The sequence below is a fragment of the Paeniglutamicibacter sp. GQ140 genome, from assembly GCF_059759235.1.
Window position 1 is genome coordinate 185,652 of record NZ_JCAXDW010000004.1, and the last position, 24,753, is coordinate 210,404.

Genomic DNA, 24,753 nt, shown 5'->3' on the forward strand with positions numbered 1-24,753 from the left:
GGTATTGATTATTCACGTGGACATAGCTCAGCTGGTAGAGCGCAACCTTGCCAAGGTTGAGGTCGCGAGTTCGAACCTCGTTGTCCACTCCAAAAAGTAGATCGTGTGATTTCTCCAAATCACACGATCTACTTGTTTAACATCCCTCCGCCCTGGGCGCCAGCCCGGCCTATAGGACAAAAAGTGTGTCTGCCCCGGGTGTGTCACCCGGGGCTTCGCCATGTCAGGGCCTGGTTTAGCAGGGTCTTCCGGCCCATCCCTTCCGGGCCCAAAGCCCTTCCTCCGCGCTGTATCCCGTGCCCAGTGTTTCCGGTCCGATCCGTTCCTCCCGGGGCACTTCCCTGGGTGCCGGCTTGAGGTGTTCGGGGCGGATGAGCGTGTGCAGCGGGGCAGGGTTTTCGGTGTGGGTGTAGAGCCACCATTCGACGGCGCGTTTTGCGTGGGCCGGCGGCATGCCTCGGTGGTTGCGCAGCAGGGCGCGCAGGTGCGTGTTGACCCCGCCCTCGATCCGGTTGGTCGTCGACTCGACGCCGACGTCGCTGAGTTCCGGGTGCAGGTAGGTGAACAGGTGCCCGTTCCTGGCCAGGCGCTCCATCAGCCGGTAGGCCTTGCGCAGCCTGTCACAGGTGTACCACCAGGCCTGGCCGGACCGGACCCCGGCGGGGCGGAAGCCGGCAGGTCCCTGCTGGTAGGTGCGCTGCCTGATCAGCTCTCCGTGCTCGGTGTGCCACTGGTTGAGCACCTGCACCCAGGCGGCTGCCTGCTCCGTGGTCCTGAGCCGCGTCAGGGCCAGGGAAATGCGGCGCAGGGCCCGCCCGGCGTCGGTGCGCGGCCGCAGCGTCAGGTAGGTGCGCACGTTGCGCTGGACATGGACCAGGCAGCGTTGGATCCGGGTCTCGGGCCAGGCCCGCGACAGGGCGGAGGCGAGCCCCGAGCCGCCGTCGATGACCACCGCGCGCGGGGCGGGGATCAGTTCCATCAGGGCCAGCCAGGCTGCAGTCTTTTCCGTGTCGCACCACTGCCACCCAATGACATGCCCGTTGGCGATCGCGATCAGGCAGCACCACCCCCGGCCCAGGTAGATGCCGTCCATCTGGACTTGGCCGTGGATTTCCCCGGTCACCGCTGCCGCGGGTTCCACGCGCCAGCACCACTGGGTGGAGCGGCGGAAGGTCCGCCCGCCGCCGGGCCCGATCTCGGCCTGGGAGTCCTTGCCCATCAGCCACTGCACGAACCGGTCAAGCTCGGCCCGCCGAGCCAGGTCTTCCCGCTTGCGCACGCTGCTGGCCCCGCAGTCAACACACCTCCAACGCTGGGTGCCCGCGGTGGTCTTCCCGTTGCGTTTGAGGCGAGATCCACATACTTCACAGTGCTTCGAATTTCCAGAACCATTCACGGTTAATGGCCCAAGGCTATAAGAAACCCCGTTCTGCCGCGCCGGCGTTGGGAAGCAGGCCGCTTACGGACACACTTTCTGTCCTATAAGCCGCCAGCCCAGCGCTGAAGGGACCGCCCCATGGGCCCGCACGGTGGCACGCACCCCGCCCCTGAGGCGTCCGAACATGGCCCCACACAGGGAATTTCAGGGTATCCCGCAACCCCTGCGCTTGCTGCAAGGGGCAGTCCCGGCTTTGTTTTGGTCGAATAGTTGCAAGTCAGAGCGACATCGAGGAAGAAATTCACCTAAATTCCCTTGATTCGGACGCGCCTGCGCATAGGATGAATCGTAGACGGGGCCTTTCCATGCCCCCACTATCGAGAGGAGGTGCCTTTTGTCTATTTTTGACGAGCTGAAGGGCAAGGCCGCAGAACTGAAGGACAAGGCGGCCGAGTTGATTCACGAAAACTCGGACAAGATTGGTGGCGCCATTGACAACGCCGGCGACTTCATCGACGAAAAGACCGGGGGCAAGTTCTCCGAGCACGTCGACAGGGTCCAGGATGGCGTCAAGGACCACCTCAACAAGGATCAAGGCGACGGCGGCACGCCGACCGTCTAGGTCCCTGCCTGGTTTACTAGGACTCTTGCCCTAGGCACGACAAACGGGTGCCGGTACCGCCGTGAGGCGGAACCGGCACCTGTCGTTTGCACGGAAAGAAGCGATTTGACCTCCACCGCCATACCCGGCCCTCCACGGCGATCCGCACTTGCGCAGCCGATCATGGCGGGTCTTGTCACCGCCTTGGTCGGATACACCTCGTCCTTTGCCGTGGTGCTGACCGGGCTCAAGGCCGTCGGGGCGACGGACGCTCAGGCCGCCTCGGGGCTTTTCGCCCTCACCATTGCACTGGCCATTTGTGCAGTCGGTCTGGCGTGGTTCACCAAGCGACCGATCACCACCGCTTGGTCGACCCCCGGTGCCGCGTTGCTGGCCGGGGCCGCTGCCGTGAACTTCGGTTGGAACGAGGCGGTCGGCGCCTTCATCATGACCGGCGTGCTGATTGCAGCCACCGGGGCCATCCCCTGGCTGGGCCGGCTTCTGGCCGCAATCCCCGTCCCCCTGGCCCAGGCCATGCTGGCCGGCGTGCTGCTCAAGCTCTGTCTGGCACCATTTGTGGCGCTGTCCACCATTCCGCTGCATGTCGCACCGGTCATCGTGGTGTGGCTGGTCTTCCTGCGGCTGAGTCCGCGGTGGGCGGTTCCCGCCGCGATGGCCGCGGCACTGGGCATAGCAGGCTTTTCCCTGGGGCAGGCCGGCGCAACGGGAATGATCGGTGACTTGCTGCCGGGCCTCGAGTTCACCGCCCCGGCATTCAGCCTCGAAGCATTCACCGCTATCACCCTGCCGCTTTTCGTGGTCACGATGGCGTCGCAAAACGTTCCGGGCGTGGCGGTGCTGGCAAGCTTCAATTACGAAACGCCGTGGCGCGCCTCCATGCTCGCCACCGGCATCGGCAGTTCCGCGGCGGCATTCCTTGGCGGGCATGCCATTAACCTTGCGGCGATTTCCGCCGCCCTGGCGGCCGGGGACGAGGCCGGCGAAGACCGGTCCAGGCGGTGGATCGCGGCGGTATCGTCCGGCGGCTTCTATGTGCTGCTCGGGCTGGCGTCGGCCGCGATCACGGCACTGGCGACCGCGAGCCCCGAGGGCCTGCTGGAAGCCGCAGCGGGCCTGGCCCTGCTGGGCACCCTGGGCGCTTCCGCCTCCTCCGCCCTGTCGGATCCCTCCAGCCGCATGAGTTCCCTGGTCGCATTCCTGATTGCCGGATCCGGCCTGAGCTTCGCCGGGATCGGCGGGGCATTCTGGGCGTTGGTTGCGGGCCTGGCGCTGCGTCTGCTCATCGAACGCAAGCGCCACTGACCCGGCGCAGGTTCCACCCGCGGAGTCGTTGGCCCCGGGGAATGCACGAAAAAGGCCGTGGCGCCCGCCCCGCTCCCCCTCGAAAAGACGGGGCTTGCGGATTCGGGCAGTCACGGCCTTCATGGCTGGAGTCTAGAGCGCCGGTTCCCCGGTCTGGCCTTCGCGGGCCAGTGCGGTGAGGCGCGAGACGGCCCGGAAGTACTTCTTCTGGTAGCCGCCGGCCATCATTTCCGGGGTGAACAGCTCGCTGAACGGCTTGCCCGAGGCGATGATCGGCACGTCCTTGTCGTACAGGCGGTCGGCCAGCACCACGAAGCGCAGCGCAACGGCCTGCTCGGTGATGGTTTCGACGTTGTGCAGGACCAGCACGTCGGTCTCGGCCAGCAAGGCGCGGTACCGGCTGGGGTGGACCTTGGACATGTGCCCGATGAGGTCGGAGAACTCGTCGACGGCGAAGGTCTTGTCCCCGTAGCGCTCGACGGCGAATTCCTCGATGAAGCCGTCCTCCAGGGGCACCGGCGCGTCGGGCAGTCCACGGTGGCGGAAGTCAACGCCTTCGACGCGGTGCACGTCGAACTGCTCGGAGAGCACCTTGATCTCGCGCTGGAAGTCCACCGCGGCAAAGCGCCCCTCCCCCAGTGCGCCGGGCAGGGTGTTGGAGGTCGCCGCGATCTTCACGCCGGCATCGGAGAGCTCGCGCATGAGACGGGACATCAGCACGGTGTCTCCCGGGTCGTCGAGCTCGAATTCATCGATGCAAACCAGCGAGTAGCCGCTGAGCACCTCGACGGTCTGGCGGAACGACAGGGCGCCGACGAGGTTGGTGTACTCCACGAAGGTGCCGAACGCCTTGCGGCCCGGGGCCAGGTGCCACAGCGAGGCCAGCAGGTGGGTCTTGCCGACGCCGAATCCGCCGTCGAGGTACATGCCGGACTTCTCGACCTTCTTTTTGCCAAAGAGCTTGCCCAGGAAGCCGCCCTTGGAATTGCCGATGGTCGAGGCAAAGTGCTTGAGCTTCGTGACCGCCTCGGCCTGGGTGGGCCAGGCCGGGTCCGGCCGGTAGGTGTCGAAGGACACCTCTCCGAAGCGGTAGGACGGGTGGAAGCCGGCAAGCAGGTCGTCGATGGAGACCGTGGGGGTCCGTTGGGAAAGATGCGTAATCGTGGCCATACGGCGGAACGGTCCTTAAATCTTCGGGTGGTGGTGTGCGTGCGCGGCGCAAAGACACGCCCCCGCCATTTTATGCCCACACATTCGACAACCACTAAAACGGGGGTCGCGCCCTTCAGGCGCCGGCCCGCGGCCCCCGGCGCAAAGGCCGACGCTTGGAGCGAAATATGGCGTCGAATGACAGTGGTTCGCCGCCGGCAGGGCCCCGGATCGCTAGGCTGGAAGCAACACCATTTCCCCGATTTTCTTGTTGCGAGGTCAATTCACCATGAGCCTTCCCATCGATTCCAATCCGTCATTCGCCAACTACGCCCACCCCGAACGGCTGGTCTCCACCGAATGGCTGGCGGCAAACCTGTCCACCGAGGGCCTGGTGATTGTCGAATCCAACGAGGACATCCTGCTCTACGACACCGGCCACATCCCCGGAGCGGTGAAGGTCGACTGGCACACCGAGCTCAACGACGAAGACACCCGCGACTACGTCGACGGCGAGCGCTTCGCCGCGCTGATGGCAGCCAAGGGCATCGGCCGCGACTCCACCGTGGTGATCTACGGCGACAAGTCCAACTGGTGGGCTGCCTACGCGCTGTGGGTCTTCACCCTCTTCGGCCACGCGGACGTCCGCCTGCTGGACGGCGGCCGCGACAAGTGGATCGCCGAGGGCCGGGAGACCACCCGCGAAAAGCCCGTGGCCGTGCCGGCCAGCTACCCGGTCATCGAGCGCGACGACACCGTCATCCGCGCATTCCTGCCCGAGGTGCTGGGGCACTTCGGCAAGCCCATGATCGATGTGCGCTCCACCGAGGAATACACCGGCGAGCGCACCCACATGCCCGCTTACCCGGAGGAGGGCACGCTGCGCGGCGGGCACATCCCGACGGCCGCCTCCGTTCCGTGGGCCAAGGCGGCGGCCGAGGACGGCACGTTCAAGTCCCGTGCCGAGCTCGAGGAAATCTACCTGGGCGAGGCCGGGCTGGCGGCGGGCGACGACGTCATCACCTACTGCCGCATCGGCGAGCGCTCCAGCCACACCTGGTTTGCCCTGCAGTTCCTGCTCGGCTTCGAGAACGTGCGCAACTACGACGGTTCCTGGACCGAATGGGGCAATGCGGTGCGCGTTCCCATCGTCAAGGGCATCGAGCCCGGCGCCGTGCCCGCGGGATACGGAGCCTAGGACCATGAGCGAGATGCCCGCTGCCCTGGCCGAGATCGTCGAGGACTTCCAGTCGGTCACCGAGCCCGAACGCCTGGAAATGCTGCTTGACTTCTCCGAGGAGCTCCCCGAGCTCCCGGCACGCCTGGCCGAGCATCCCGACCTGTTGGAGCAGGTCGTGGAGTGCCAGACGCCGCTGTTCCTGAACATCGAGGTGGAGCCCGGGGGCGAGCACCGGGTCTCCCTGTTCTTCTCCGCTCCCCCGCAGGCGCCGACCACCCGCGGCTTCGCCTCGGTCCTGCACCAGGGACTCGACGGGCTGCCGGCCGCGGAGGTGCTTGGCGTCCCGGACGACATGCCGCAGTTGCTGGGGCTGACCCGGGCCCTGACGCCGTTGCGTTTACGGGGCATGAGTGCCATGCTTGCCCGTATCAAGCGACAGGTCAGCGAGCGGGTTGCCGCTGCCGGCTCCTAGGCCGAAACCATCGAGGAAGTTTGGGCGTCGGCACGTGCCGGCGCCCAAACACGTTTTTGGAGGATCCCGAAAGCCCATGTCCAAGAAGAAGAGCACGCATTCGACCGGCACGCCCGCGACCACGCTGCTGGACCGCGAGTCCGTCCCCTATACGGTTCACTCCTACACCCACGACCCGGCCGTGGACAACTACGGGCTGGAGGCCGCCGAGGCCATCGGCGTTCCCCCGGGCAAGGTGTTCAAGACGCTGCTGGTCTCCACCGGAGAACCCGGGCCCGCGGCCCTGGTGGTGGGCATCATTCCGGTCGACCGGACCCTGGACCTCAAGGCCATGGCCACGGCCCTGGGCCTGAAGAAGGTGGAGATGGCGGACCCGGCGGTGGCCGAGCGCCGCACCGGATACGTGGTGGGCGGCATTTCGCCGCTGGCCCAGCGCAACCGCTTGCGCACGCTGCTTGATGCCGGCGCGCTGGCCCATGAGACCGTCTACGTCTCCGGCGGGCACCGCGGGCTTGACCTCGAGCTGGCCCCGGCCGACCTGCAGCGGCTAACCGAGGCAGAGGTTGCCCACATCTCCCACTAGTTCGCGGCGGCATCCCCGGGACGCGGTGCATCGAGCACGCCCGTCACGAACGCGGCGACCTCGGCCTCCCAGCGCTGCGGGTCGACGTTCCACTCGCGGGTGTGCCCGGCGCGGCTGAAGCGGCGCAGGCCCACCAATTGCGGGCTCAGCTCCGCCAGCTGCTCCGAGGGGCCGATCGGGACGAAGTCGTCGTCCTCGCTGTGCAGGATCAGGGTGGGCATGCGCAACTGGTCGTGCCGCTCGACCCAGTTCAGGATCTTCAAGTCCAGGGGGGCCGCGAGCCCGGTCATCCAGCGTCCCGCCTTGTTGCCCAGCAGCCATTGGCCGAACCTGCCCACGGCCTCGGGGATGCGGTTGCGCTTGGCCTGGTGCGAGAGCACGTCAATCCAGTTGATCACCGGCCCGTCCAGCACCAGGGCGCCGATCCTGCGTGCGTGCCGCGACCTGTCCGCCACCTGCAGGGCGATGGCCCCGCCCATGGACCAGCCGAAGAGCAGGATTTCCTTCGCGCCGTGGTCAAGGGCGTAGTCGATGGCGGCCTCGATGTCCGGCCATTCCGTGGCGCCCAGCCCGTAGCGCCCGTCCACCGCCGCCGGGGCCACCCCGTCGTTGCGGTAGGAGACCAGCAGTGCGCTGAGCCCCAGGCGCTGCAGCGTCGGGACGGCACGCAGTCCCTCCTTGCGGTTGGCGCCGCGGCCGTGGACGCAGATGGCCCAGGTGTCGGCCTCCGCGTCCCCCTTGATGAACCAGGCCGGGGCCATGCCGCCCATGATGGGGATCTCGACGTCGCTGTACGCGACGTCGACGTCCTCCGGCGAGTCATAGACGATCCCGGAAAACCGACCGCGGGCGGCGGCGGCAAGGTCGCCGAAGTAGACCTGCTCCACCTCCCGGGTCACGGTGCCGTCGCCCGGTCGGTAGCCCTTGGGCTCGCCCAGGCGCGCGTGCCCGGTGTCGGCCGAGAAGAACAGCGAGTAGCGTCCCGGGGCGGTGGAATCCTTGTTCGCCGACAGGATCACGTCCCTGCCCTTCTCGGTGGGCACCAGGGCCAGGATCTCCAGGCTCTGGTCCGGCTCCGCGTCGGGGGTCACCACGCGGCGCGCGAAGTAGGCCGCCAGCGCCGAAACACTGCCGGCAAACACCGAGCCGGCCGCCGCTCCGATGCCCACGCCCAGCAATGCCCAGCTCAGTCCCTTGCCAGCGGATCGCGCGCGCGGGGGCTTCGGGGAAAGTTGTTCCTTCATGCCTACCATCATTGCAAACAATGGCCACCGTCTTGTGGTTTTGGCGGGCACCGGATTCCGCGCCCGTGTTGCGCCGGGGGCACGCGGGAATGGGCGCGGCCACATAGGTGTTGTGCGTTGTGTGAGTGATATCCAGCCCCCAGAAGAATCCAGCACCCCCGACATGCCAAGCGTCACCAAGACCGACGAACAGTGGCGCACCGAATTGACCCCCGAGGAGTACCAGGTCCTGCGCAAGGCGGGAACCGAGCGCCCCTTCACCGGCGAGTATTGGGACACCACCACCGAAGGCGTCTATGAATGCCGCGCCTGCGGCCAGGAACTCTTCACCTCCAACGCCAAGTTCGATGCCAACTGCGGGTGGCCCTCCTTCTTCGCCCCGTTGGCGGAGGACCGGGTCCGCTACATCCGCGACTCCACGCTCGGCATGGTCAGGGTCGAGGTGCGCTGCTCCGCCTGCGATTCGCACCTGGGCCACGTCTTCGAGGGCGAGGGCTTCAATACCCCCACCGACCAGCGCTATTGCATGAATTCGGTCTCGCTGCGGCTGAAGTCGAGCTAGCCGGCACCCCGCGGTTTGGGCCCGGGCCCGGGGGCATCGCGATGACCCGGGGCCCGAGCATTCCCCGTGCGCATGCCTTGGTGCCCGCCCCACGGCACTTGCAACAGTATTGCTGATGCTAGAGCCGTATTTCAATCAGCAACCATGACCCCTCAGTACGCTGGAGCCAAGCCAAGTTCCGCAGCATCCGCGCGGCGTGTCCGGCCGTACCGAAAGGGGTCCCCCACCATGTCCCAGGCAACTCTTCCCAAGCCGCTGTCCAACGCGGAACTCGTCACCTCCGGGCCCTGGCTGGCACTGAAGAACGCCGCCACCGAGTTCCAGGGCCTGCAGGGACAGGACGGCTCGGTGCCGGTGGATGCCGACAAGCCGCGCGCCGCGGCCCTGGCGGGAACAATCGCCGAGTCGCTGGAGGCACTGGCCCCGCACTTCCCGCACGATGCCGCCTACTTTCGGGGGCTCGCCGCCGACCTGGACAACTGGTCCCGGGCGGGCTTCGGGGTCCCCGACTTCCTCGACTCCCTGCAGGCGTTCGCACCGCAGCTGGCGCGCGAGGACGGATTGCGCCACCTGGTGCTCTTCCCGATGTACACGCAGAACGGGTCCACCGACAGGTTGCTTGAAGCTGTGCTCGTCGAGGTCATCTGGCCCGAGTTCATCTCCGGCCTGGAGTCCGGGGACTACTCCAACAAGCTCTTCGTCCCGCTGCGCTTCCTGGACTTCACCCCCGGCTATGACACCAACTCGGCGGTGCTCTTCCCCGAATCGGTCGCCATCCGCGAAACGCCCGCCTTCACCTGGGGGGCCATCTTCCAGGACCGCGAGGCGGCACGCTTCCGCCGCGTGCTGAAGTCCGCCGCGGAGATCACCAACCTGGAACTGCCCGCGGATGCCGCTGAAATGCTCGGGGACCAAAGCCTCACCGAGGAGACCTTCGTGATGTGGGACCTGATCCACGACCGCACCCACATGCGCGGGGACCTGCCCTTCGACCCGTTCATGATCAAGCAGCGCATGCCCTACTTCCTGTACTCGCTCGAGGAGCTGCGCTGCGACCTGACCGCCTTCCGCGAATGCGTCAAGATCGCCAACGCGGCCTCCGCCGACGAAACCACCCGCCACCGCGCCAAGCTGGTCCAGTATGCGGTGATCTTCGACCGGATCTTCCGCTTCGCCATCACCGGCACGCGCACCCGCAACTACGACGCCGTGGGCGGCCAGCTGCTCTTCGCCTGGATGCACCAGCACCATGTGCTGCACTGGACCGACACCAAGCTGTCCATCGACTGGGACCAGGTCCCCGCGGTGGTTTCGGCCCTGGGCGACGCCATCGACGAACTGTACTGGCGCTCGATCGACCGCCCGAAGATCGCCCACTGGCTGGCGGCCTACGAGCTGGTCTCCGCAACGCTGACCCCGCACCCGGCCTCCGTCTGGGCCAAGGGGCCCGACGCGCTGCCGCTTGCCGGCCCGCTGCGCGAGACGACCAACCAAGTCCTCGACGACGAGTTCCCGCACTCGATGTTCTACGAGGCACTGGCCAAGAAATTGCGTCCCGTCATCGACTCCACCGTCGGCATCACCGGCACCTCGTCCATCTAGCACACCCGCCGACCCCGGAATCGAAGGCTAGAATCTGTTTCATGGCTGACCTCACTGACTTGAGAGTACTCATTGCCGGGGCGACCAGCGCCTCGGGCGTCGCGGCGGCGCACGCGCTGTGCGCGGCCGGCGCCACGGTGCTGGCCGCCGGCTCCAACGCCGGGCGGCTGGCCGAGCGGCTGCCCTTCGTGCACGGGCGCTACGAGGTCGACCTGGCCAACCACGCGGCGGTGACCGAGCTGCGCCAGCTGATCGATGTCGAGCGAGGCCCCATCGACGGGCTGCTGCACCTGGTCGGCGGCTGGCGCGGCGGCAAGGGCCTGGCCGGGCAGGGCGACGACGACTACGAATTCCTGCACACCCAGGTCGTCACCACGCTGCGCAACACCACCCGGGTCTTCCGCGACGACCTGGTGGCCTCGCGGTGCGGCCGGGCCGCCATCGTCTCGGCCACCGCGGTGGACGCCCCGTCGGGTTCCAACGCCAACTACACCACGGCCAAGGCCGGAGCCGAGGCCTGGATGCGCTCGGTGGCCGCGGAACTGCGCACCGCCCAGTCGGGGAACAAGGAGCACCCGGTTCCCCAGCGCGCCGCCGCCGCCGTCTGGGTCGTCAAGGCGTTCACCGACGCCGCAACCCGCGCGGCGCACCCGGAGCGCGGCACCGCCGGCTTCACCGACGTCGCCACACTCGGCGCGGCGGCCATCGAGCTTTTCTCCGGCGATGCCGACGCACTCAACGGCGCGCGGATCCACCTGCCCACCCGCTAGCACCCCTCTCCCCCATCCCCCCTGCAATCCCCCGTAAGGACCCCATGCCAGTGACTTCCATGATCCACGACCCCTCGGTGCGCGGCTTCGCCTCGGACAACTACTCCGGGATCCACCCCGAGGTCCTTTCCGCCCTGGCCGAGGCCAACGGCGGGCACCAGGTCTCCTACGGAGAGGACCAGTACACCGCGGAGCTCGGACGCGTCATCGCCTCGCACTTCGGCGAGACGGCCACGATCTTCCCGGTGTTCAACGGCACCGGCGCCAACGTCACGGCCCTGCAGTCGCTGCTGCCGCGCTGGGGCGCGGTCATCTGCGCCGACAGCGCCCACATCAACGTCGACGAGAACGGCGCACCCGAACGCATCGGCGGCATGAAGCTGCTCTCCGTGCCCACACCCGACGGCAAGCTCACCCCGGAGCTCATCGACCTCGAGGCCTGGGGCTGGGGGGACGAGCACCGCGCCCAGCCGCTTGCCGTCTCGCTGACCCAGTCCACCGAGCTGGGCACCCTCTACACCCTCGGGGAACTGCGGGCCATCACGGACCACGCCCACTCCCTGGGCATGCGCGTGCACATGGACGGCGCCCGGCTCTCCAACGCCGCCGCCGCCCTGGGCACGGGCCTGGGCGAGATGACCACCGGCACCGGGATCGACATCCTGTCCCTGGGCGGCACCAAGAACGGCATCATGTTCGGCGAGGGCATCGTGACCCTCACCGAGGGCCCGGCCGAGTCGATGAAGTACCTGCGCAAGATGAACATGCAGTTGGCCTCCAAGATGCGCTTCATCTCCGCCCAGCTGCTGGCCCTCTACAGCACCGACCTGTGGCTGCGCTCCGCCGCCCACGCCAACGCCATGGCCGCGAGGCTCTCGGCCGCGGTCGCGGCAACCGACGGGGTGGAGCTGGTGTACCCGACCGAATCCAACGGCGTGTTCGCCGCGCTGCCCAACGCGGTGGCGGACCGCCTGCGCGAGCGCTTCCGCTTCTATGACTGGGACCGCTCCGCCGGCCAGGTGCGCTGGATGTGCTCCTTCGACACCACCGAGGCGGACGTCGATTCCTTCGTCGCCGCACTCACCGAGGAACTTGCCAAGCAGTAGGTTGCCACCGGTCGCCGGTGAGCGGGGGCACAACGCCCTTCCGCTCCCCGGCGTGCCGCAGGCGGCCAAGCCATGGCCGCACTTTAGACTCGCCATGTGACATCAAACGGACCAGTCCAAGCAGTGCCGCCAGCCTTCCTCGAGGCCCTGGCCGCGGTTCGCCGCGCCAGCTGCCGGCGGGAGATCCACCTCCAGGAGATCCCGGCCCCGGCCCGGCTGGCACCCTACGCCCTGGCCCTCTCCGCCGACGTCTATGAACGCGTCGCGCGCAGGACCGCGTCCCCCGCGGAGTCCGCCCCGCCGGCGCACGCCGAGGAACTGGCCACCGGCCGCTTCGTGCTGCTGCACGATCCCGCGGGCTCCGCGCTCTGGGACGGCACCTTCCGCATCGTGACCTACATCCGCGCCCGCATGGAATCGGAGATGGGAAACGACACGATGCTCGGCTCGGTCGCCTGGACCTGGCTGCTGGACGCGCTGAACGAATCCGGCGCCGACTACCGGCAGGCCGGCGGCACCGCCACCCGCGTGCTCTCCGAAAGCTACGGCACCCTGGAGCACCGCAACGAGACCATCGACATCGAGCTGCGGGCCTCCTGGACCCCGGGCGACCACGACATCTCCACCCATCTCGAGGCCTGGGCCGACATGGTCTGCACCTTCGCCGGCCTGCCCCCGCTGCCCAGCGGCGTCACCGCGCTGCCGCACCGCCGGCTCTCCTAGAACCCGCGGCCCCGCGGCCCGGCACATCGGGCCCCGGCGCAATCGGTACTAGAATCGTTAGACCATGACCCGTACCCACCACGCCACGAGCCCCAGCCACAGCGCCGTGACGGACGAATCGTCCGCACCGACGCAAGCCCCGGATCCCGCCGACCCCGTGCAGGAGGCTCCCCCGGAGCCCGTCCTGCTGGACATGCCGCGCGACGGGGTGCCCGAGGTCATCACCACCGAGCCCGGCCTGCGCCGCGCCGCGCGTGCCATCGCCGCCGGCACCGGCCCGGTCTCCGTCGACGCGGAGCGGGCCTCCGGCTTCCGCTACGGCCAGCGCGCCTTCCTGGTCCAATTGCGCCGCGAGGGATCGGGCAGCTGGCTGATCGACCCGGTGCCCTTCGAGAACCTGGATCCGATCCAGGAGGCCATCGGGGACGAAACCTGGATCCTGCACGCCGCCTCCCAGGACCTGCCCTGCCTGCGCGAGCTGGGCATGGACCCGGCACGGCTCTTTGACACCGAACTTGCCGCCCGCATTGCCGGGCTGCCGCGCGTGGGCCTGGGCCCGGCCGTGGAGTCCCTGCTGGGGCTGCGCCTGGCCAAGGAGCACTCGGCCGCCGACTGGTCAACCCGCCCGCTGCCCGAGCCGTGGCTGCGCTATGCGGCGCTGGACGTCGAGGTCCTGGACCGGCTGCGCGAGGAACTGATCAAGATCCTGTCGGCCGACGGCAAGCTCGGCTTCGCCGAGGAGGAATTCGAGGCGGTGCGCACCGCTCCCCCTGCCCCTCCCCGCGTGGACCCGTGGCGCCGCACCTCGGGCCTGCACCAGATCCGCGACCGCCGGACGCTGGCCGCGGTGCGCGCCCTCTGGGAGACCCGCGAGTCGCTGGCCCAGACCCGGGACACCGCGCCGGGCCGGCTGATCCCGGACTCGGCGCTGGTCGCCGCGGCCAGGGCCATGCCCAAGAGCGTTCCGGCGCTGCTGAAGACCCCCGGCTTCCACGGCCGCTCCGCGGCCAAGGACGCCCCGAAGTGGCTGCGCGCCCTGCAGGACGCCGCGACCACCTCCGACCTGCCGCCGAACCAGGTGCCCTCCAACTCCCCGCCCCCGCCCAAGGTCTGGGCGGACAAGGACCCGGTGGCCGCGGCGCGGCTGCAGACCGCGCGGGCCCGGGTGGCCCGCACCGCGGAGTCCCTGAACATCCCCACCGAGAACCTGCTCACCCCCGACACGCTGCGCCGGCTGTGCTGGAGCCCGCCGGCGGAGATTGACCCGGACACCGTCGCGGCCGCCCTGCGGGCGCTCGGCGCCCGTGAATGGCAGATCGAGCTGGTGGGCCCGGTGCTCACCGTGGCGCTGCTGGACCCCGACGAGTTGGCCAGGCGCTGATGAACGGCCGGGCAGGCACCTTCCGCAACCGGGAGGAACCTGCCCGGCTTTTTTCTTGCCCGGGCAGGCGCGGCTTGCACTCTAAGTTACTCACCAGTAGCGTATGGGGTGGATCACATCCCCATCCCGATCACAAGGAGTACCGGTGAGCCCCCAGCCAGTGAACACTTCCAACGCGCGGCAGGTCCGCGACGTCGTCTTCGTCGACGGCGTCCGCACCCCCTTCGGCAAGGCCGGAGAGAAGGGCATCTACCACGGCACCCGCGCCGACGACCTCGTGGTCAAGTGCATCCGCGACCTGATGCGCCGCAACCCCTCGCTGCCCGCGTCACGCATCGACGAGGTCGCGATCGCCGCCACCACGCAGACCGGGGACCAGGGCCTGACCATCGGGCGCACCGCCGCGCTGCTGGCCGGACTGCCCCGGTCGGTCCCGGGATTCGCCATCGACCGGATGTGCGCCGGGGCCATGACCGCGGTGACCACCACGGCCGGCTCCATCGCCTTCGGCGCCTACGACGTGGTCATCGCCGGCGGCGTCGAGCACATGGGCAACCACCCCATGGGCGCCGGGGCCGACCCGAACCCGAGGTTCCTCTCCGAACGCATCGTGGACCCGGCGGCCCTGAACATGGGAAACACCGCGGAGAACCTGCACGACAGGTTCCCCGACATCACCAAGGAACGCGCCGACGCCTATGCGGTGGCCTCCCAGGAAAAGCTCGCCGCCGCCTACCAGGCCGGGAACATCCAGCCGGACCTGGTCCCGGTCGCGGCCCGCCGCCCCGGGGAGGGCTTCAAGCTGCACACCGCCGACGAGCCGCCCCGCCCGGGCACCACCCTGGAGTCTCTTGCCGAACTGCGCACCCCCTTCCGCGCCCACGGCCGGGTCACCGCCGGCAACGCCGCGGGCCTGAACGACGGGGCCACCGCCGCGGTGCTCGCCAGCGCGCAGGCCGCCCAGGAACTGGGCCTGGGCGTGAAGATGCGCCTGGTCTCCTACGCCTTCGCCGGGGTCGAGCCCTCGGTCATGGGCATCGGGCCGGTCCCCGCCACCGAGAAGGCGCTGGCCCAGGCCGGCCTGGGCATCGAGGACATCGGGCTGTTCGAGATCAACGAGGCCTTCGCCGTCCAGGTGCTCTCCTTCCTTGACCACTACGGCATCGAGGACACCGACCCGCGGGTGAACCGCTACGGCGGCGCCATCGCCGTGGGACACCCGCTGGCCTCCTCGGGCGTGCGCCTGATGAACCAGCTGGCCCGGCAATTCGAGCAGGACCCCTCGGTCCGCTACGGCCTGACCACCATGTGCATCGGGTTGGGCATGGGCGGGACAGTCATCTGGGAAAACCCCCACCACGCCGACTACGGAAAGGATGCCTAAGGCCATGAGCCAGAGCACCATTGAAAGCTTCGCAGCCCTCGCCTCGCTGGTACCCCACGAGATCATCACCCACTCCCTGGTCGAAGACGTCCAGTTGCCCGGCGGGCGGACGATGGCGCTGCTGACCCTGGACAACGGGTTCGACCACACCAAGCCCACCACCCTGGGCCCCAACACCCTGCTGGAACTGCACGCCGCGCTGTCCGCGCAGAAGCAGCGCGCCGCAGCCGGGGAAATCCAGGCCCTGGGGCTCACCGGGAAGCCCCACTACCTCGTCGCCGGCGCCGACCTCAACGGCGTCAAGTCGCTGGCCTCCCCGGAAAACGGCGCCGCCATGGCAACCCTGGGCCACGCGGCCTACGACCTGCTGGCCGACCTCGGGGTCCCCACCTTCGCGTTCATCAACGGCGTCGCGCTGGGCGGCGGGCTGGAGATCGCCCTGGCCTGCACCTACCGCACCGTCTCCACCGGGGCCAACGGCATCGGGCTGCCCGAGGCATTCATCGGGCTGGTCCCGGGCTGGGGCGGGGTCTACCGGCTCCCGCGCCTGACCGGGCCCGAGGCCGCAATGACCGTGATGATCGAAAACCCGCTGAACAACAACCGCTCCCTGGACGGCGCCGCCGCATTCAAGCTCGGCATTGCCGACGCATTATTCGAACCCGCCGACTTCCTGGAGCAGTCCCTGCTCTGGGCCGACGGCGTGCTCAGCGGTGCAACCACCGTGCAGCGCCCGAACGCCGTGGAGCCGAACGGCAACCCCGACATCGCCGCACGCTGGGCGGCCGCCGCGGCCAAGGCCCGGGTGTTCGTGGAGGCCAAGACCTCCAACGCAGCACCTGCACCGGCCAAGGTGCTGGAGGTCTTCGAGGCCGGCGCCTCCATCACCCAGAAGGAATCCGCCGCACTGGAAATCGCGGCGCTGACCGAACTGATGCAAACCCACGCGTTCCACAACACCGTGTACGCGTTCCTCGACCTGGTGCAGAAGCGCTCCAAGCGCCCCGCCGGCGCCCCGGATGCCAAGCTGGCGCGGCCCGTGACCAAGGTCGGGGTGGTCGGCGCCGGGCTCATGGCCGGCCAGCTGGCCCTGCTCTTCGCCAAGAACCTCAAGGTCCCGGTGGTCATCACCGACATCGACGCCGCACGGGTCACCTCGGGGCTGGCCCACATCCACGGCGAGGTCGACAAGCAGCTCGCCAAGGGCCGCATCTCCAGCGACGCGGCCAACCGCACCAAGGCCCTAGTCACCGGCTCGGTGTCCAAGGACGCCTTCGCCGACGCCGACTTCGTCATCGAGGCGGTCTTCGAGGAACTGGCTGTCAAGAAGCAGGTCTTTGCCGAGGTCGAGGCCGTCGTCTCCCCCGAGTGCATCCTGGCCACCAACACTTCCTCACTCTCGGTCACCGAGATGGGCCGGGACCTGGCACACCCCGAACGCCTGGTGGGTTTCCACTTCTTTAACCCCGTGGCGCAGATGCCGCTGCTGGAAATCGTGCGCGCCGAGGCAACCGGCGAGGTGGCCCTGGCCACCGCGTTCGCCGTGGGCAAGGCGCTGCGCAAGACCAGCGTGCTGGTGGCGGACGAGGCCGCCTTCGTGGTGAACCGCATCCTGCTGCGCCTGATGGGCGAGGTCGCCAAGGCCTTCGACGACGGGACCGACGCCAAGGTGGCGGACACGGCACTGCGCCCCCTGGGGCTCCCCATGAGCCCGTTCACGCTGCTGGCGATGGTCGGGATCCCGGTGGCGCACCACGTCTCCGAATCGCTGCACGCCGCCTTCGGCGAGCGCTTCCACGTCTCGGGCAACCAGGAGGTGCTCATCTCCCACGGCATCAAGTCGCTCTGGGCACCTGCCGCCGACGGCGGGGAGGAGATTCCCTCCTCCACGCTGAAGCTGCTGTCCTTCGGGAACACCCCGAGCACCGGAGCGGAACTGCTACGGCGCACCCAGGACGCTCTGGCCCAGGAGATCGGGTTAATGCTCGCCGAGGGCGTGGTCGCGGGTCCCGAGGACATCGACCTGTGCATGGTCATGGGCGCGGGATGGCCCATGCACCTGGGCGGCATCACCCCGTACCTGGACCAGGTGGGCGCCTCCGAACGCGTCAACGGCGCGAAGTTCCACCGGGACCGGGGCTGATCCCGCCCCCGCGGCACCGGATGGGCCGCCGGAGGAAGATTCCTGCGGCCCATCCATCGACCTCCGATCGATTCTGCGCGACACTTTGGGTATGAAACAAAAGATCACTCTGCTGCCCACCCGCCGCAGTGTCATTGAGGCCTCGCTGGTTGCCGGCGCGGCGGTGACCTTGGTGTCATGCGGCTCCGGCGACAAGGCCCAGGACCTCCCCGAATCCACCGGCACGGCCACCGACGCGATCGACGCGGCGAAGCTGCCGGTGCAGGGCACCGCCTCCGTCACCGTCGACGGGCGCGGCTACCTGCTCTACCGCCCCGACGAGTCAACCGTCCTGGCCTACACCTCGGTGTGCACGCACCAGGGCTGCAAGGTCGGCACCGGCAGCGGCGAGGTCTTCGAGTGCCCCTGCCACGGCTCCCAGTTCTCCAAGTCCGACGGCTCGGTCGCCCAGGGGCCGGCCAAGAAGTCGCTGGCGAGATTCGCCGCGGCCATCGAGGGTGACAAGGTCAAGATCTACCTCTGATCTGCCACCGCCGCGGGTGTAAGTGACATCGCACCCCGCCTCGGCCCTCCCCGTGCGCGTGCATGGAATGATGGGGTGCATGAATCCACTTTCCTCCCCCGGCACGCGCCGGGCCTTCGTCGGCACCACCGTGGCCGCCGGCGCCACCCTGGCCCTGGCCGCCTGCGGCGACGGTTCCTCCGCGGCGCCGAACAACGTGCCCTCAGCCCCGCCCGAGCCCGTCGGGGCCGGCACCGTCGTGGCGACCACCGCGGAATTGGCCGTTGGCACCCGGCTGGCGGTCTCCGCCGTGCGCACCCGGGGCGAGGAAGCCGGCCAGGAGTCGGGCTTTCTGCTTTTCCGTCCCAACCGCCATACCGTGCTGGCCTACACCGCGATTTGCACCCACCAGGGGTGCGCCGTGGGCGCGAAGGCGCCCGAGGGCGAGGCCTTCTACTGCTCCTGCCATGGCTCCTACTTCCAGCCCGAGGACGGCAAGGCCGTTGCGGGACCCGCACGCGGCGCGCTGGAACGCTTCGCCGCGCAGATCAAGGGCGAGCAGGTCCTGCTCTTTATCTAGGTCCCGCCTTGCCCGGCCCCTCGACGGCAGGGCGGCTATCGCCCGTCGCCAAATCCGTGGGTCATGAAGTCGACGGTCGAGTCATCGAGCCCCGACAGCGAGAGCCAGCCGGCGTCGCTGGGGTCCCCGGGCACCCCGAACGCGGTGAGGCTCGCGCCCCAGCGGGTGCACACCAACTCGTTGTCCGCGTTGACCCAGTGGGTGGCAACCAACAACCCATCGGCCCAGGCCTCAAAGCGCCGGGCGGTGAGGGTGGTGCCCAGCGGGATGGAAAGCTCCTCGGGCGGGCCGACCCGCCGGATGTGCGCATTGGGTTCCGCGGGAGGATGGACCCCGGGATCCAGCGCTTCCTGGCCCGCCTCGTTCAGGCGCCAGTACACCATCTGGTTTTCCGGGTCCTCGATGGCGCGCATCACCATGAGGATGTCGGCAAAGCTCGGCATGGAGTCCACGGGTGAACCCTGTGGTTCCCGGCGCATGAGCCGGGCCTGGTCCATGCTCCGGTCCCGGAACCAGCTCAGTTCCCAGCTATTGGCGGCCGGGTCCAGTCGCACCCGCGACTCGGCCCGGTAGGGTTCGACATCGTCCTCCACCAGGACGCGGGTCAGCAAGACATTCGATTCCAGCTTCCGGTAGAGGACCCCGATCCGCTGCCGGTCGCGAACCAGCACATCCCACCGCTCAAAATCCTTTGGCATGTTTTCTCCCGTGGCTCGTTGGCCCCCAAGAAATCCCACAATACCGGCCCGGAGGGCGGATTCGCCGCCCGGGGATCCGTCCCGCCGCAACAGGAGGGCCTAGGCCCGGATGCCCCCTGGCGCTCCCAGCCGGTGCACGCGGTGCGCGGCGGCGGCCATGAACGCCTCGTCGTGGCTGGCGAGCAGCACGGCCCCGCCGCGCTCCAGCACGGCCCCCAGCGCCATGTACAGCCGCTCCACCCCGTGCGCGTCCAGCGCCTCGGTCGGTTCGTCGAGCAACAGCACCATCGGCTCGCGCACCAACACCGTGGCCAGGGCCACGAGGCGGCGGGCGGAGGCGGGCAACTCGTAGGGGTGGGTGTCCGCCGCCGCGGCCAGCCCCAGCGCATCCAGCACCGCCGGGACGCGGGCCGCCGCCGGGCCGCGCCGAGGCAGGCCGAAGGCGACCTCGCGGTGGACGGTCCGCTCGAAGAGCTGGTCGGCGGGATTCTGCAGCAGCATCCCCACTGACCCGCCGGGGTTCGTTCGATGCACGATTTCTCCGGCGCCGGGGCGCAGCAGGCCGGCGGCGGCCTTGAGCACGGTGGTCTTCCCCGACCCGTTCGGCCCGGTGAGCGCGACACACTCACCGGCCAGCAGCCGCAGGTCCAGGCCGGCCACAACGGGGTCGGCCGAAGCGGCGTAGCCGAGGTCGACGCCGGCAAATTCAAGCAGGAGGGACGCATGGGACAGCGGCCGGCGGTGCGCCGCGGTTGCTGTGCGGGGCGCCACGGCGGTGTCCGCCTCGTGGCAGCTTCCCCCGCGCAGGAACAGCACCCGGTCGGCGCCGGCCGCGAGCCGGTCCCGGGAGCGGGTGAGCAACACCAGCGCGGTGCCTGCGGAGCGCAGCCGGCCGACCAGTGCCGAGACGCGGGCCGCCGCCGCGGCGTCGAGCCCCGCCAGCGGCTCGTCCAGGACCAGCACCGGCGGGGCGTCCAGGGCGAGCGCTGCCAGCGCCACGAGGCGCTCCTGCCCGCCGGAGAGCTTCCCCGGATCGCGGGGCAGCAAGGCGTGCAGCCCCAGCCGGTCCGCGAGCGCGGCGATCCGCTCCCGCATCCGCGCGCGCGGCACCCCTGCGTTCTCGAGGCCGAGGGCCAGTTCCTCCTCCACGGTTTCGCGCACCCCGGAGAGGTAGTGCCGGGCGTCCTGGGGCAGCATCCCGACCTGGCGGGCCCACCCCACCGGATCGATGCGCGGCCCGGCACCGGCGGTGTGGCGGATCTCCTGCCCGGCCAGGTGCAGCGTCGCCTCCAGCCCGTCGCCCCCGTGCCGCGGCAGCATCCCGGCCAGCACGGCGCCGAGCGTGGACTTACCCGATCCGGAGTCCCCCGCGATCACCGTCAGCGATCCGGGCTCAAGGGACAGGTCGATGTCGCGCAGCGTGTCGCCTTCGGCCCCGGAATAGCTGAAGCGTTCCAGGGCCAGCCGCAGGACCGTGTCCCGGCCCGCGCTCATGCCAGCTCCATCCAGGCCGGGGCCAGGACCGCCAGCGGGCCCAGGACGATGCAGGCCAGGGCAATGCGGCGCAGCCGGCGCTGTCCTGCCGAGTCCGGCACGCTGCGCAAGCGGGTGTGCGGCCCGGCGGCCGGGAAGCCGCGCGCGGCCAGGTGGGTGGAGCGGTCCGCGGCGTCCTGCAGGGCCGAGAGGACCAGCGGCACCGAGCGCAGCCTCACGCGCCGCCACCAGCCCAGCGGTCCGGCTCCCGCGGCGGCCCCGCGCAGCGCCTGCGCCTCCCCGATGGCCCGCTGCCGCTGCGCCAGCCGGGGCAGCAGGGACAGCGTGGCCGCCACCAGGTAGCCCAGTTGCGGCGGGGCGCCGGAAAGGTCGACGGCGGCGACGAGGTCGTGCCGGTCGATCAACAGCGTGCACAGCAGCCCGGCGACCACCAGCACGGCGGTGCGCAGCCCCAGTTCCGCGGCAAGCCGCAGTCCCTCGGCGGTGATCCGCAGCGGGCCCGCGGCCGCCAGCACCTGGCTGCCGGCGGTGTCGACCATCCCGTGGATGAGCAGCTGGGATCCCCAGGCGGGTGCCAGGATGGCAGCGGCCAGCCCCGCCAGCCTGCGTGCGCGGCGCGCCCACACGGCCAGCAGCAGGCAGCCCAGCAGCACCGTGCAGCTCAGCCACCAGCGGCCGGCCGCCGTGGTGGTGGCCACGACCGCCGCCGCGAGGGCGAGCACGGTGAAGGGATGCAGCGGCGCGGTGCGGGGCACGGGCACGTTCCTAGCGGGAGCCGCGGCGGCCAAGCACCCGGTAGCGGCGGACGAACGCGAATCCGGCGGTCAGCCGCCCGGGCAGCGCGTAGATGAGCAGCGCGGCGAGCAGGAAGACGATGGCCTTGTCCCCGGGATCCGAGATCAGCGCCTGCTTGGTGACGGCGCCCAGCAGCGAGTCGCCCATCGAGCGGAACGCGGCGACCAGGGCGCCGGTGCCGACCCCGGAGGTCCCGCCGAAGACGAACGCGGCGACGGGTGCGGAGAGCACGCCGACCAGCACGCCGGCGACAAGTCCGGCGACCGGGGCCAGATAGGGGCGGCGCAGCGCGCCGAAGCGGGCGGCGGTTCCGGCCAGGAAGCCGACCAGTGCCGCACCCGCGGCGAAGGGCAGCACCGTCGGGTTGAACAGCGACCAGATGAGCGTGCCGAGCACGCCGGTGGCGGCGCCTGCCCGGCGTCCGGCCAGGAAGCCGACGAGCACGGTGCCCAGCGAGTCCAGGTAGAGCGGGATCATCACGGAGCCGACGAACTGGCCCAGCACGATGTTCAGCGCCAGGGCCACGGGGATCAGCGTGAGGGTGGCGACGGGAAGCTCGGGCAGCACGGCTGCCAGCAGCAGGATCGCGGCGGCCAGGTAGGCGGCGAAGGTGGCCAGGGCGACGCCCTGGCCGAGGCCGTCGATGAGGCCGGCCGGCTGGGCCAGAACCAGGGCGGTGTAGGTGCCCATCAGCAGGAGCACTCCGGCGGCGGCCATCAGCCGGCGGCGCAGCGGGTGCCCGGTGGCGTTCTCGGGCAGGGTCAGGTTCGGTGACATGGGGGGTCATTCCTCGGGTGCGGGTGGGCGCCGCCGGGGATGCCGGTGGCGCCGGGAAGCGGGAACAGGGCCTAATGTCACCTCGGCCCGGAGAACGATTCTAGCCGACGCGGTCGGCGGCCGCTTCGCTCAGGAGGCCGTATCGATCCGCCTGGCCAGGGCACCGAGCCGCGCGACGAGCTCGGCGAACCCGGCTTCCGGGTCGTTCCAGGACACGACGTGCGCGTTGGCCGGCTTGCCCCAGAGCGAGCGGAAGTCCGCCACGGTGGTTCCGATGAGCAGCGGGGAGTCGGTTTCGACGTCCACGGTGGCAGGGGCGCTGCGGTACTCCAGGGTGCCGGCGGCGATCCCGGCCGCAAAGTAGTCGTGCACGTGGGCAATGTAGCCCTGGTCGTAGGCGCGGTGGAACTCGAAGTAGAAACGCAGGGCATCGGAGAGGTAGCGCACCAGCGGGTTCGGGGACGTGCTGCGCTTGCCTTCCGGGTCCCCGGGCAGCACGATCTCGGGTTCGGCGCAGCCGGCGGCGGCGGCCAGGTCGGTGAGCAGGCCCGGGCGCATCTCGAACCGCTCGGTGCTGTCCAGCGAGCACACGACCGGCAGCCTCTCTGCCTCCAGCCCGGCGGCGGCTGCAGCGGTGTAGGCGGCGTAGACCTCGGCGGCGGCATGCGGGTCGACGTGCGTGTTCCACTCCGCGGTCGGGGTGGTGTTGCCCTGGTGGTAGAAGGCCCCGCCCATGATCACCACCCGGCCCAGCAGCCACGGCAGCCTGGGTTCGCGGCGCAGGGCGAGCGCAAAGTTGGTCAGCGGGGCGCTCAGCAGCGCGGTCAGTTCCCCGGGGGCGGCCCGCGCTGCCTCGATCCAGTACTCGACGGCGCCATCCCGGTCCGTGCGCGCGGGGCCGGGGTCCGGCAGCGTGGCATGGCCGACGCCCTGCGGGCCGTGGGTTTCCGGGGTGGTGACCAGCGGGACCGCCAGGGGTTCGCGTGCACCGATGAGCACCGGCACCTGGGGCTGCCCGCACAGCGCCAGCAGCGCCCGGTTGTTCGCGGCGACCCGGTCGGCGTCGACGTTTCCGGGCGTGGAGGTGACCGCCACGATTTCAACGTGCGGGCAGGCGGCCAGGTAGGCCAGGGCGAGGGCGTCGTCGATCCCGGTGTCGTTGTCGACCAGGATCCGGGTGCGCGGGAATGCCATGGCCTAGAAGAGCGCGATCTTGGGCACGGCGGGGAAGATCGCCTCCAGCTCGGCCAGGTCCCCGGCGCCCGGCTTCCAGCCGGCGGAGTCGGCGTTTTGCCGCACCTGTTCGGGGCGGGTGGCCCCGGCGATGACGCTGGCGACCGAGGGCCGGGAGGCGAGCCAGGAGAAGGCGACCTGAAGTTCGGTCAGCCCGCGGGCGGCGGCGAACGCGCCGAAGTCGCGCAGCTGCCCGAAGTCCACGGTGTCCATCAGGTGCCTCCGGGCATGCGTCAGCCGGGAGCCCTCGGGGGCCGTGCCGCCGGAGTACTTGCCGGTGAGCAGTCCGTTGGCCAGCGGGAAGTACGGCAGCAGGCCCAGCGAATAGGCCTCGGCCGCGGGCGCGACCTCGAGCTCGGCGCGGCGGTCCAGCAGGTTGTAGTGGTTCTGCGTGGAGATGAAGCGCGCCCCGCCGGCGGCGCGGGCGGTGAACTCGGCCTCCGCGATCTGCCATCCGGCGCGGTTCGAGTGCCCGCTGTAGCGCACCTTGCCGGAGCGGACCAGGTCATCGAGGGCCGCGAGGGTCTCGGCGATGGGGGTCAGCGGGTCAGGGGTGTGGAATTGGTACAGGTCGATGTACTCGGTGCCCAGGCGCCGCAGCGAGGCCTCCACGGCGCGGACGATGTAGCGGCGCGAGCCGCGGGCACCGAAGTCGTTGCCGTTGGCCCCACCCATGTCCATGCCGAACTTCGTGCCGATCACGACCTCGTCGCGGCGCTTGCCCAGCGCCTTGCCGAGCATGGTTTCCGAGAGCCCGGGCTCCCTGCCGTAGGTGTCGGCCACGTCGAAGAATGTGATTCCGGACTCAAGGGCGGCGTCGATCACGGCGTCGGTTCCGGCTTGGTGCTCGGTTGCGGTGCCGGCACGGCCCAGGTTGTTGCAGCCGAGCCCGACGGCCGAAACCACCAGCCCGGAATTGCCCAAACGGCGATACTCCACAGTGCTCATAAGGATTCATCCCTTCAAATAATTATGCATACGGTGCCACCCGCGCAGGCGCCACCGGCACGGGCCCGTGACCACGGCCCCCGGAAAACTCAAGTATGGCCTGCTTTTCGGGCCGTTGCATGTCG

At 69.7% G+C, this 24,753-nt stretch carries 24 protein-coding genes and 1 tRNA gene; 16 read left to right on the forward strand and 9 right to left on the reverse strand.

All coding sequences use genetic code 11. The features are described from left to right. Positions 1 to 16: 16 nt before the first annotated feature. Positions 17 to 92: transfer RNA gene (locus AC6CHY_RS07590), tRNA-Gly, on the forward strand. A gap of 143 nt (positions 93 to 235) precedes the next feature. Here AC6CHY_RS07590 and AC6CHY_RS07595 read toward each other — a convergent pair. Beyond that, positions 236 to 1,396, reverse strand: a complete 1,161-nt coding sequence (locus AC6CHY_RS07595) for an IS1249 family transposase (RefSeq protein WP_498226362.1) — start codon at positions 1,394 to 1,396, stop codon at positions 236 to 238. A 376-nt stretch (positions 1,397 to 1,772) separates the two neighbouring features. Here AC6CHY_RS07595 and AC6CHY_RS07600 point away from each other — a divergent pair, with 376 nt between their 5' ends. Next, positions 1,773 to 2,000 carry an antitoxin gene (locus AC6CHY_RS07600; RefSeq protein WP_217389791.1) on the forward strand — a complete coding sequence of 76 codons (228 nt, stop codon included), beginning with the start codon at positions 1,773 to 1,775 and terminating at the stop codon, positions 1,998 to 2,000. Between the two features lie 162 nt (positions 2,001 to 2,162). Further along, positions 2,163 to 3,302, forward strand: coding sequence for a benzoate/H(+) symporter BenE family transporter (locus tag AC6CHY_RS07605; protein WP_217389792.1), 1,140 nt, complete (start codon positions 2,163 to 2,165; stop codon positions 3,300 to 3,302). A 132-nt stretch (positions 3,303 to 3,434) separates the two neighbouring features. On the opposite strand, the gene zapE is transcribed toward AC6CHY_RS07605, so the two are convergent. Next, positions 3,435 to 4,472 (reverse strand): cell division protein ZapE, encoded by a 1,038-nt coding sequence (zapE, locus tag AC6CHY_RS07610; protein ID WP_217389793.1) that lies wholly within the window; start codon positions 4,470 to 4,472, stop codon positions 3,435 to 3,437. 268 nt (positions 4,473 to 4,740) lie between these two features. Here zapE and AC6CHY_RS07615 point away from each other — a divergent pair, with 268 nt between their 5' ends. The 3 genes from AC6CHY_RS07615 to ybaK all read left to right on the forward strand — a co-directional run bounded on the left by AC6CHY_RS07615 (position 4,741) and on the right by ybaK (position 6,686). Then, positions 4,741 to 5,649 (forward strand): sulfurtransferase, encoded by a 909-nt coding sequence (locus AC6CHY_RS07615; RefSeq protein ID WP_217389794.1) that lies wholly within the window; start codon positions 4,741 to 4,743, stop codon positions 5,647 to 5,649. Positions 5,650 to 5,662: 13 nt separating this feature from the next. Further along, on the forward strand, positions 5,663 to 6,103 hold the full coding sequence (locus AC6CHY_RS07620; protein WP_217389978.1) for a SufE family protein: 441 nt from the start codon (positions 5,663 to 5,665) through the stop codon (positions 6,101 to 6,103). Positions 6,104 to 6,179: 76 nt separating this feature from the next. Continuing rightward, the gene (gene ybaK, locus AC6CHY_RS07625; protein WP_498226365.1) at positions 6,180 to 6,686 is read left to right on the forward strand and encodes a Cys-tRNA(Pro) deacylase; all 507 of its coding nucleotides are present in this window, start codon (positions 6,180 to 6,182) and stop codon (positions 6,684 to 6,686) included. On the opposite strand, the gene AC6CHY_RS07630 is transcribed toward ybaK, so the two are convergent. Further along, positions 6,683 to 7,930, reverse strand: coding sequence for an alpha/beta hydrolase (locus tag AC6CHY_RS07630; RefSeq protein WP_498226366.1), 1,248 nt, complete (start codon positions 7,928 to 7,930; stop codon positions 6,683 to 6,685). The two genes, ybaK and AC6CHY_RS07630, sit on opposite strands and share 4 nt — an antisense overlap. 163 nt (positions 7,931 to 8,093) lie before the next feature. Between AC6CHY_RS07630 and msrB the strand changes: the two genes are divergently transcribed. From msrB to AC6CHY_RS07680, 10 genes are all read left to right on the forward strand, one after another. After that, a complete protein-coding gene (msrB, locus tag AC6CHY_RS07635; protein ID WP_217389979.1) occupies positions 8,094 to 8,492 on the forward strand; it encodes a peptide-methionine (R)-S-oxide reductase MsrB in 399 nt (132 codons plus the stop codon). A gap of 228 nt (positions 8,493 to 8,720) precedes the next feature. Next, positions 8,721 to 10,094, forward strand: coding sequence for a DUF6421 family protein (locus AC6CHY_RS07640; protein WP_217389797.1), 1,374 nt, complete (start codon positions 8,721 to 8,723; stop codon positions 10,092 to 10,094). A gap of 41 nt (positions 10,095 to 10,135) precedes the next feature. Then, positions 10,136 to 10,864 carry an SDR family NAD(P)-dependent oxidoreductase gene (locus AC6CHY_RS07645; RefSeq protein ID WP_217389798.1) on the forward strand — a complete coding sequence of 243 codons (729 nt, stop codon included), beginning with the start codon at positions 10,136 to 10,138 and terminating at the stop codon, positions 10,862 to 10,864. A gap of 44 nt (positions 10,865 to 10,908) precedes the next feature. Further along, on the forward strand, positions 10,909 to 11,970 hold the full coding sequence (locus AC6CHY_RS07650; protein WP_498226369.1) for a threonine aldolase family protein: 1,062 nt from the start codon (positions 10,909 to 10,911) through the stop codon (positions 11,968 to 11,970). Between the two features lie 96 nt (positions 11,971 to 12,066). Continuing rightward, on the forward strand, positions 12,067 to 12,693 hold the full coding sequence (locus AC6CHY_RS07655; RefSeq protein ID WP_336245127.1) for a DUF3000 domain-containing protein: 627 nt from the start codon (positions 12,067 to 12,069) through the stop codon (positions 12,691 to 12,693). A gap of 64 nt (positions 12,694 to 12,757) precedes the next feature. Continuing rightward, positions 12,758 to 14,074, forward strand: a complete 1,317-nt coding sequence (locus tag AC6CHY_RS07660; protein WP_498226371.1) for an HRDC domain-containing protein — start codon at positions 12,758 to 12,760, stop codon at positions 14,072 to 14,074. Between the two features lie 145 nt (positions 14,075 to 14,219). Beyond that, positions 14,220 to 15,458: a thiolase family protein gene (locus AC6CHY_RS07665; RefSeq protein WP_498226373.1), complete on the forward strand. Its 1,239-nt coding sequence runs from the start codon at positions 14,220 to 14,222 to the stop codon at positions 15,456 to 15,458. 4 nt (positions 15,459 to 15,462) lie between these two features. Then, positions 15,463 to 17,601, forward strand: coding sequence for a 3-hydroxyacyl-CoA dehydrogenase NAD-binding domain-containing protein (locus tag AC6CHY_RS07670; protein WP_498226375.1), 2,139 nt, complete (start codon positions 15,463 to 15,465; stop codon positions 17,599 to 17,601). A 91-nt stretch (positions 17,602 to 17,692) separates the two neighbouring features. Then, positions 17,693 to 18,124: a QcrA and Rieske domain-containing protein gene (locus AC6CHY_RS07675; RefSeq protein WP_498226377.1), complete on the forward strand. Its 432-nt coding sequence runs from the start codon at positions 17,693 to 17,695 to the stop codon at positions 18,122 to 18,124. A gap of 79 nt (positions 18,125 to 18,203) precedes the next feature. Then, the gene (locus tag AC6CHY_RS07680) at positions 18,204 to 18,683 is read left to right on the forward strand and encodes a Rieske (2Fe-2S) protein (RefSeq protein WP_498226379.1); all 480 of its coding nucleotides are present in this window, start codon (positions 18,204 to 18,206) and stop codon (positions 18,681 to 18,683) included. A gap of 35 nt (positions 18,684 to 18,718) precedes the next feature. Here the strand turns inward: AC6CHY_RS07680 and AC6CHY_RS07685 are convergent, their stop codons facing one another. The 6 genes from AC6CHY_RS07685 to AC6CHY_RS07710 all read right to left on the reverse strand — a co-directional run bounded on the left by AC6CHY_RS07685 (position 18,719) and on the right by AC6CHY_RS07710 (position 24,628). After that, the gene (locus AC6CHY_RS07685; RefSeq protein ID WP_498226381.1) at positions 18,719 to 19,381 is read right to left on the reverse strand and encodes a hypothetical protein; all 663 of its coding nucleotides are present in this window, start codon (positions 19,379 to 19,381) and stop codon (positions 18,719 to 18,721) included. A gap of 99 nt (positions 19,382 to 19,480) precedes the next feature. Then, positions 19,481 to 20,875, reverse strand: a complete 1,395-nt coding sequence (locus AC6CHY_RS07690; RefSeq protein ID WP_498226382.1) for an ATP-binding cassette domain-containing protein — start codon at positions 20,873 to 20,875, stop codon at positions 19,481 to 19,483. Then, a complete protein-coding gene (locus AC6CHY_RS07695; RefSeq protein ID WP_498226384.1) occupies positions 20,872 to 21,630 on the reverse strand; it encodes a CbiQ family ECF transporter T component in 759 nt (252 codons plus the stop codon). Before AC6CHY_RS07695 ends, AC6CHY_RS07690 begins: the two co-directional genes overlap by 4 nt. Positions 21,631 to 21,640: 10 nt before the next feature. Beyond that, entirely contained in the window at positions 21,641 to 22,447 is an 807-nt protein-coding gene (locus tag AC6CHY_RS07700) for an ECF transporter S component (RefSeq protein WP_498226386.1), read from the reverse strand. 129 nt (positions 22,448 to 22,576) lie between these two features. After that, positions 22,577 to 23,641: a nucleoside hydrolase gene (locus AC6CHY_RS07705; protein ID WP_498226388.1), complete on the reverse strand. Its 1,065-nt coding sequence runs from the start codon at positions 23,639 to 23,641 to the stop codon at positions 22,577 to 22,579. Between the two features lie 3 nt (positions 23,642 to 23,644). Continuing rightward, the gene (locus AC6CHY_RS07710) at positions 23,645 to 24,628 is read right to left on the reverse strand and encodes an aldo/keto reductase (RefSeq protein WP_498226390.1); all 984 of its coding nucleotides are present in this window, start codon (positions 24,626 to 24,628) and stop codon (positions 23,645 to 23,647) included. Positions 24,629 to 24,753: the final 125 nt, after the last annotated feature.

What these genes read in the sequence shown, in the direction of transcription:
- AC6CHY_RS07605 (WP_217389792.1), top strand. Translation starts at nt 2,163, where the DNA reads ATGGCGGGTCTTGTCACCGCCTTGGTCGGATACACCTCGTCCTTTGCC.
- zapE (WP_217389793.1), bottom strand. Translation starts at nt 4,472, where the DNA reads ATGGCCACGATTACGCATCTTTCCCAACGGACCCCCACGGTCTCCATC.
- AC6CHY_RS07615 (WP_217389794.1), top strand. Translation starts at nt 4,741, where the DNA reads ATGAGCCTTCCCATCGATTCCAATCCGTCATTCGCCAACTACGCCCAC.
- AC6CHY_RS07620 (WP_217389978.1), top strand. Translation starts at nt 5,663, where the DNA reads ATGCCCGCTGCCCTGGCCGAGATCGTCGAGGACTTCCAGTCGGTCACC.
- ybaK (WP_498226365.1), top strand. Translation starts at nt 6,180, where the DNA reads ATGTCCAAGAAGAAGAGCACGCATTCGACCGGCACGCCCGCGACCACG.
- AC6CHY_RS07630 (WP_498226366.1), bottom strand. Translation starts at nt 7,930, where the DNA reads ATGAAGGAACAACTTTCCCCGAAGCCCCCGCGCGCGCGATCCGCTGGC.
- msrB (WP_217389979.1), top strand. Translation starts at nt 8,094, where the DNA reads ATGCCAAGCGTCACCAAGACCGACGAACAGTGGCGCACCGAATTGACC.
- AC6CHY_RS07640 (WP_217389797.1), top strand. Translation starts at nt 8,721, where the DNA reads ATGTCCCAGGCAACTCTTCCCAAGCCGCTGTCCAACGCGGAACTCGTC.
- AC6CHY_RS07645 (WP_217389798.1), top strand. Translation starts at nt 10,136, where the DNA reads ATGGCTGACCTCACTGACTTGAGAGTACTCATTGCCGGGGCGACCAGC.
- AC6CHY_RS07650 (WP_498226369.1), top strand. Translation starts at nt 10,909, where the DNA reads ATGCCAGTGACTTCCATGATCCACGACCCCTCGGTGCGCGGCTTCGCC.
- AC6CHY_RS07660 (WP_498226371.1), top strand. Translation starts at nt 12,758, where the DNA reads ATGACCCGTACCCACCACGCCACGAGCCCCAGCCACAGCGCCGTGACG.
- AC6CHY_RS07670 (WP_498226375.1), top strand. Translation starts at nt 15,463, where the DNA reads ATGAGCCAGAGCACCATTGAAAGCTTCGCAGCCCTCGCCTCGCTGGTA.
- AC6CHY_RS07675 (WP_498226377.1), top strand. Translation starts at nt 17,693, where the DNA reads ATGAAACAAAAGATCACTCTGCTGCCCACCCGCCGCAGTGTCATTGAG.
- AC6CHY_RS07680 (WP_498226379.1), top strand. Translation starts at nt 18,204, where the DNA reads ATGAATCCACTTTCCTCCCCCGGCACGCGCCGGGCCTTCGTCGGCACC.
- AC6CHY_RS07685 (WP_498226381.1), bottom strand. Translation starts at nt 19,381, where the DNA reads ATGCCAAAGGATTTTGAGCGGTGGGATGTGCTGGTTCGCGACCGGCAG.
- AC6CHY_RS07690 (WP_498226382.1), bottom strand. Translation starts at nt 20,875, where the DNA reads ATGAGCGCGGGCCGGGACACGGTCCTGCGGCTGGCCCTGGAACGCTTC.
- AC6CHY_RS07700 (WP_498226386.1), bottom strand. Translation starts at nt 22,447, where the DNA reads ATGTCACCGAACCTGACCCTGCCCGAGAACGCCACCGGGCACCCGCTG.
- AC6CHY_RS07705 (WP_498226388.1), bottom strand. Translation starts at nt 23,641, where the DNA reads ATGGCATTCCCGCGCACCCGGATCCTGGTCGACAACGACACCGGGATC.
- AC6CHY_RS07710 (WP_498226390.1), bottom strand. Translation starts at nt 24,628, where the DNA reads ATGAGCACTGTGGAGTATCGCCGTTTGGGCAATTCCGGGCTGGTGGTT.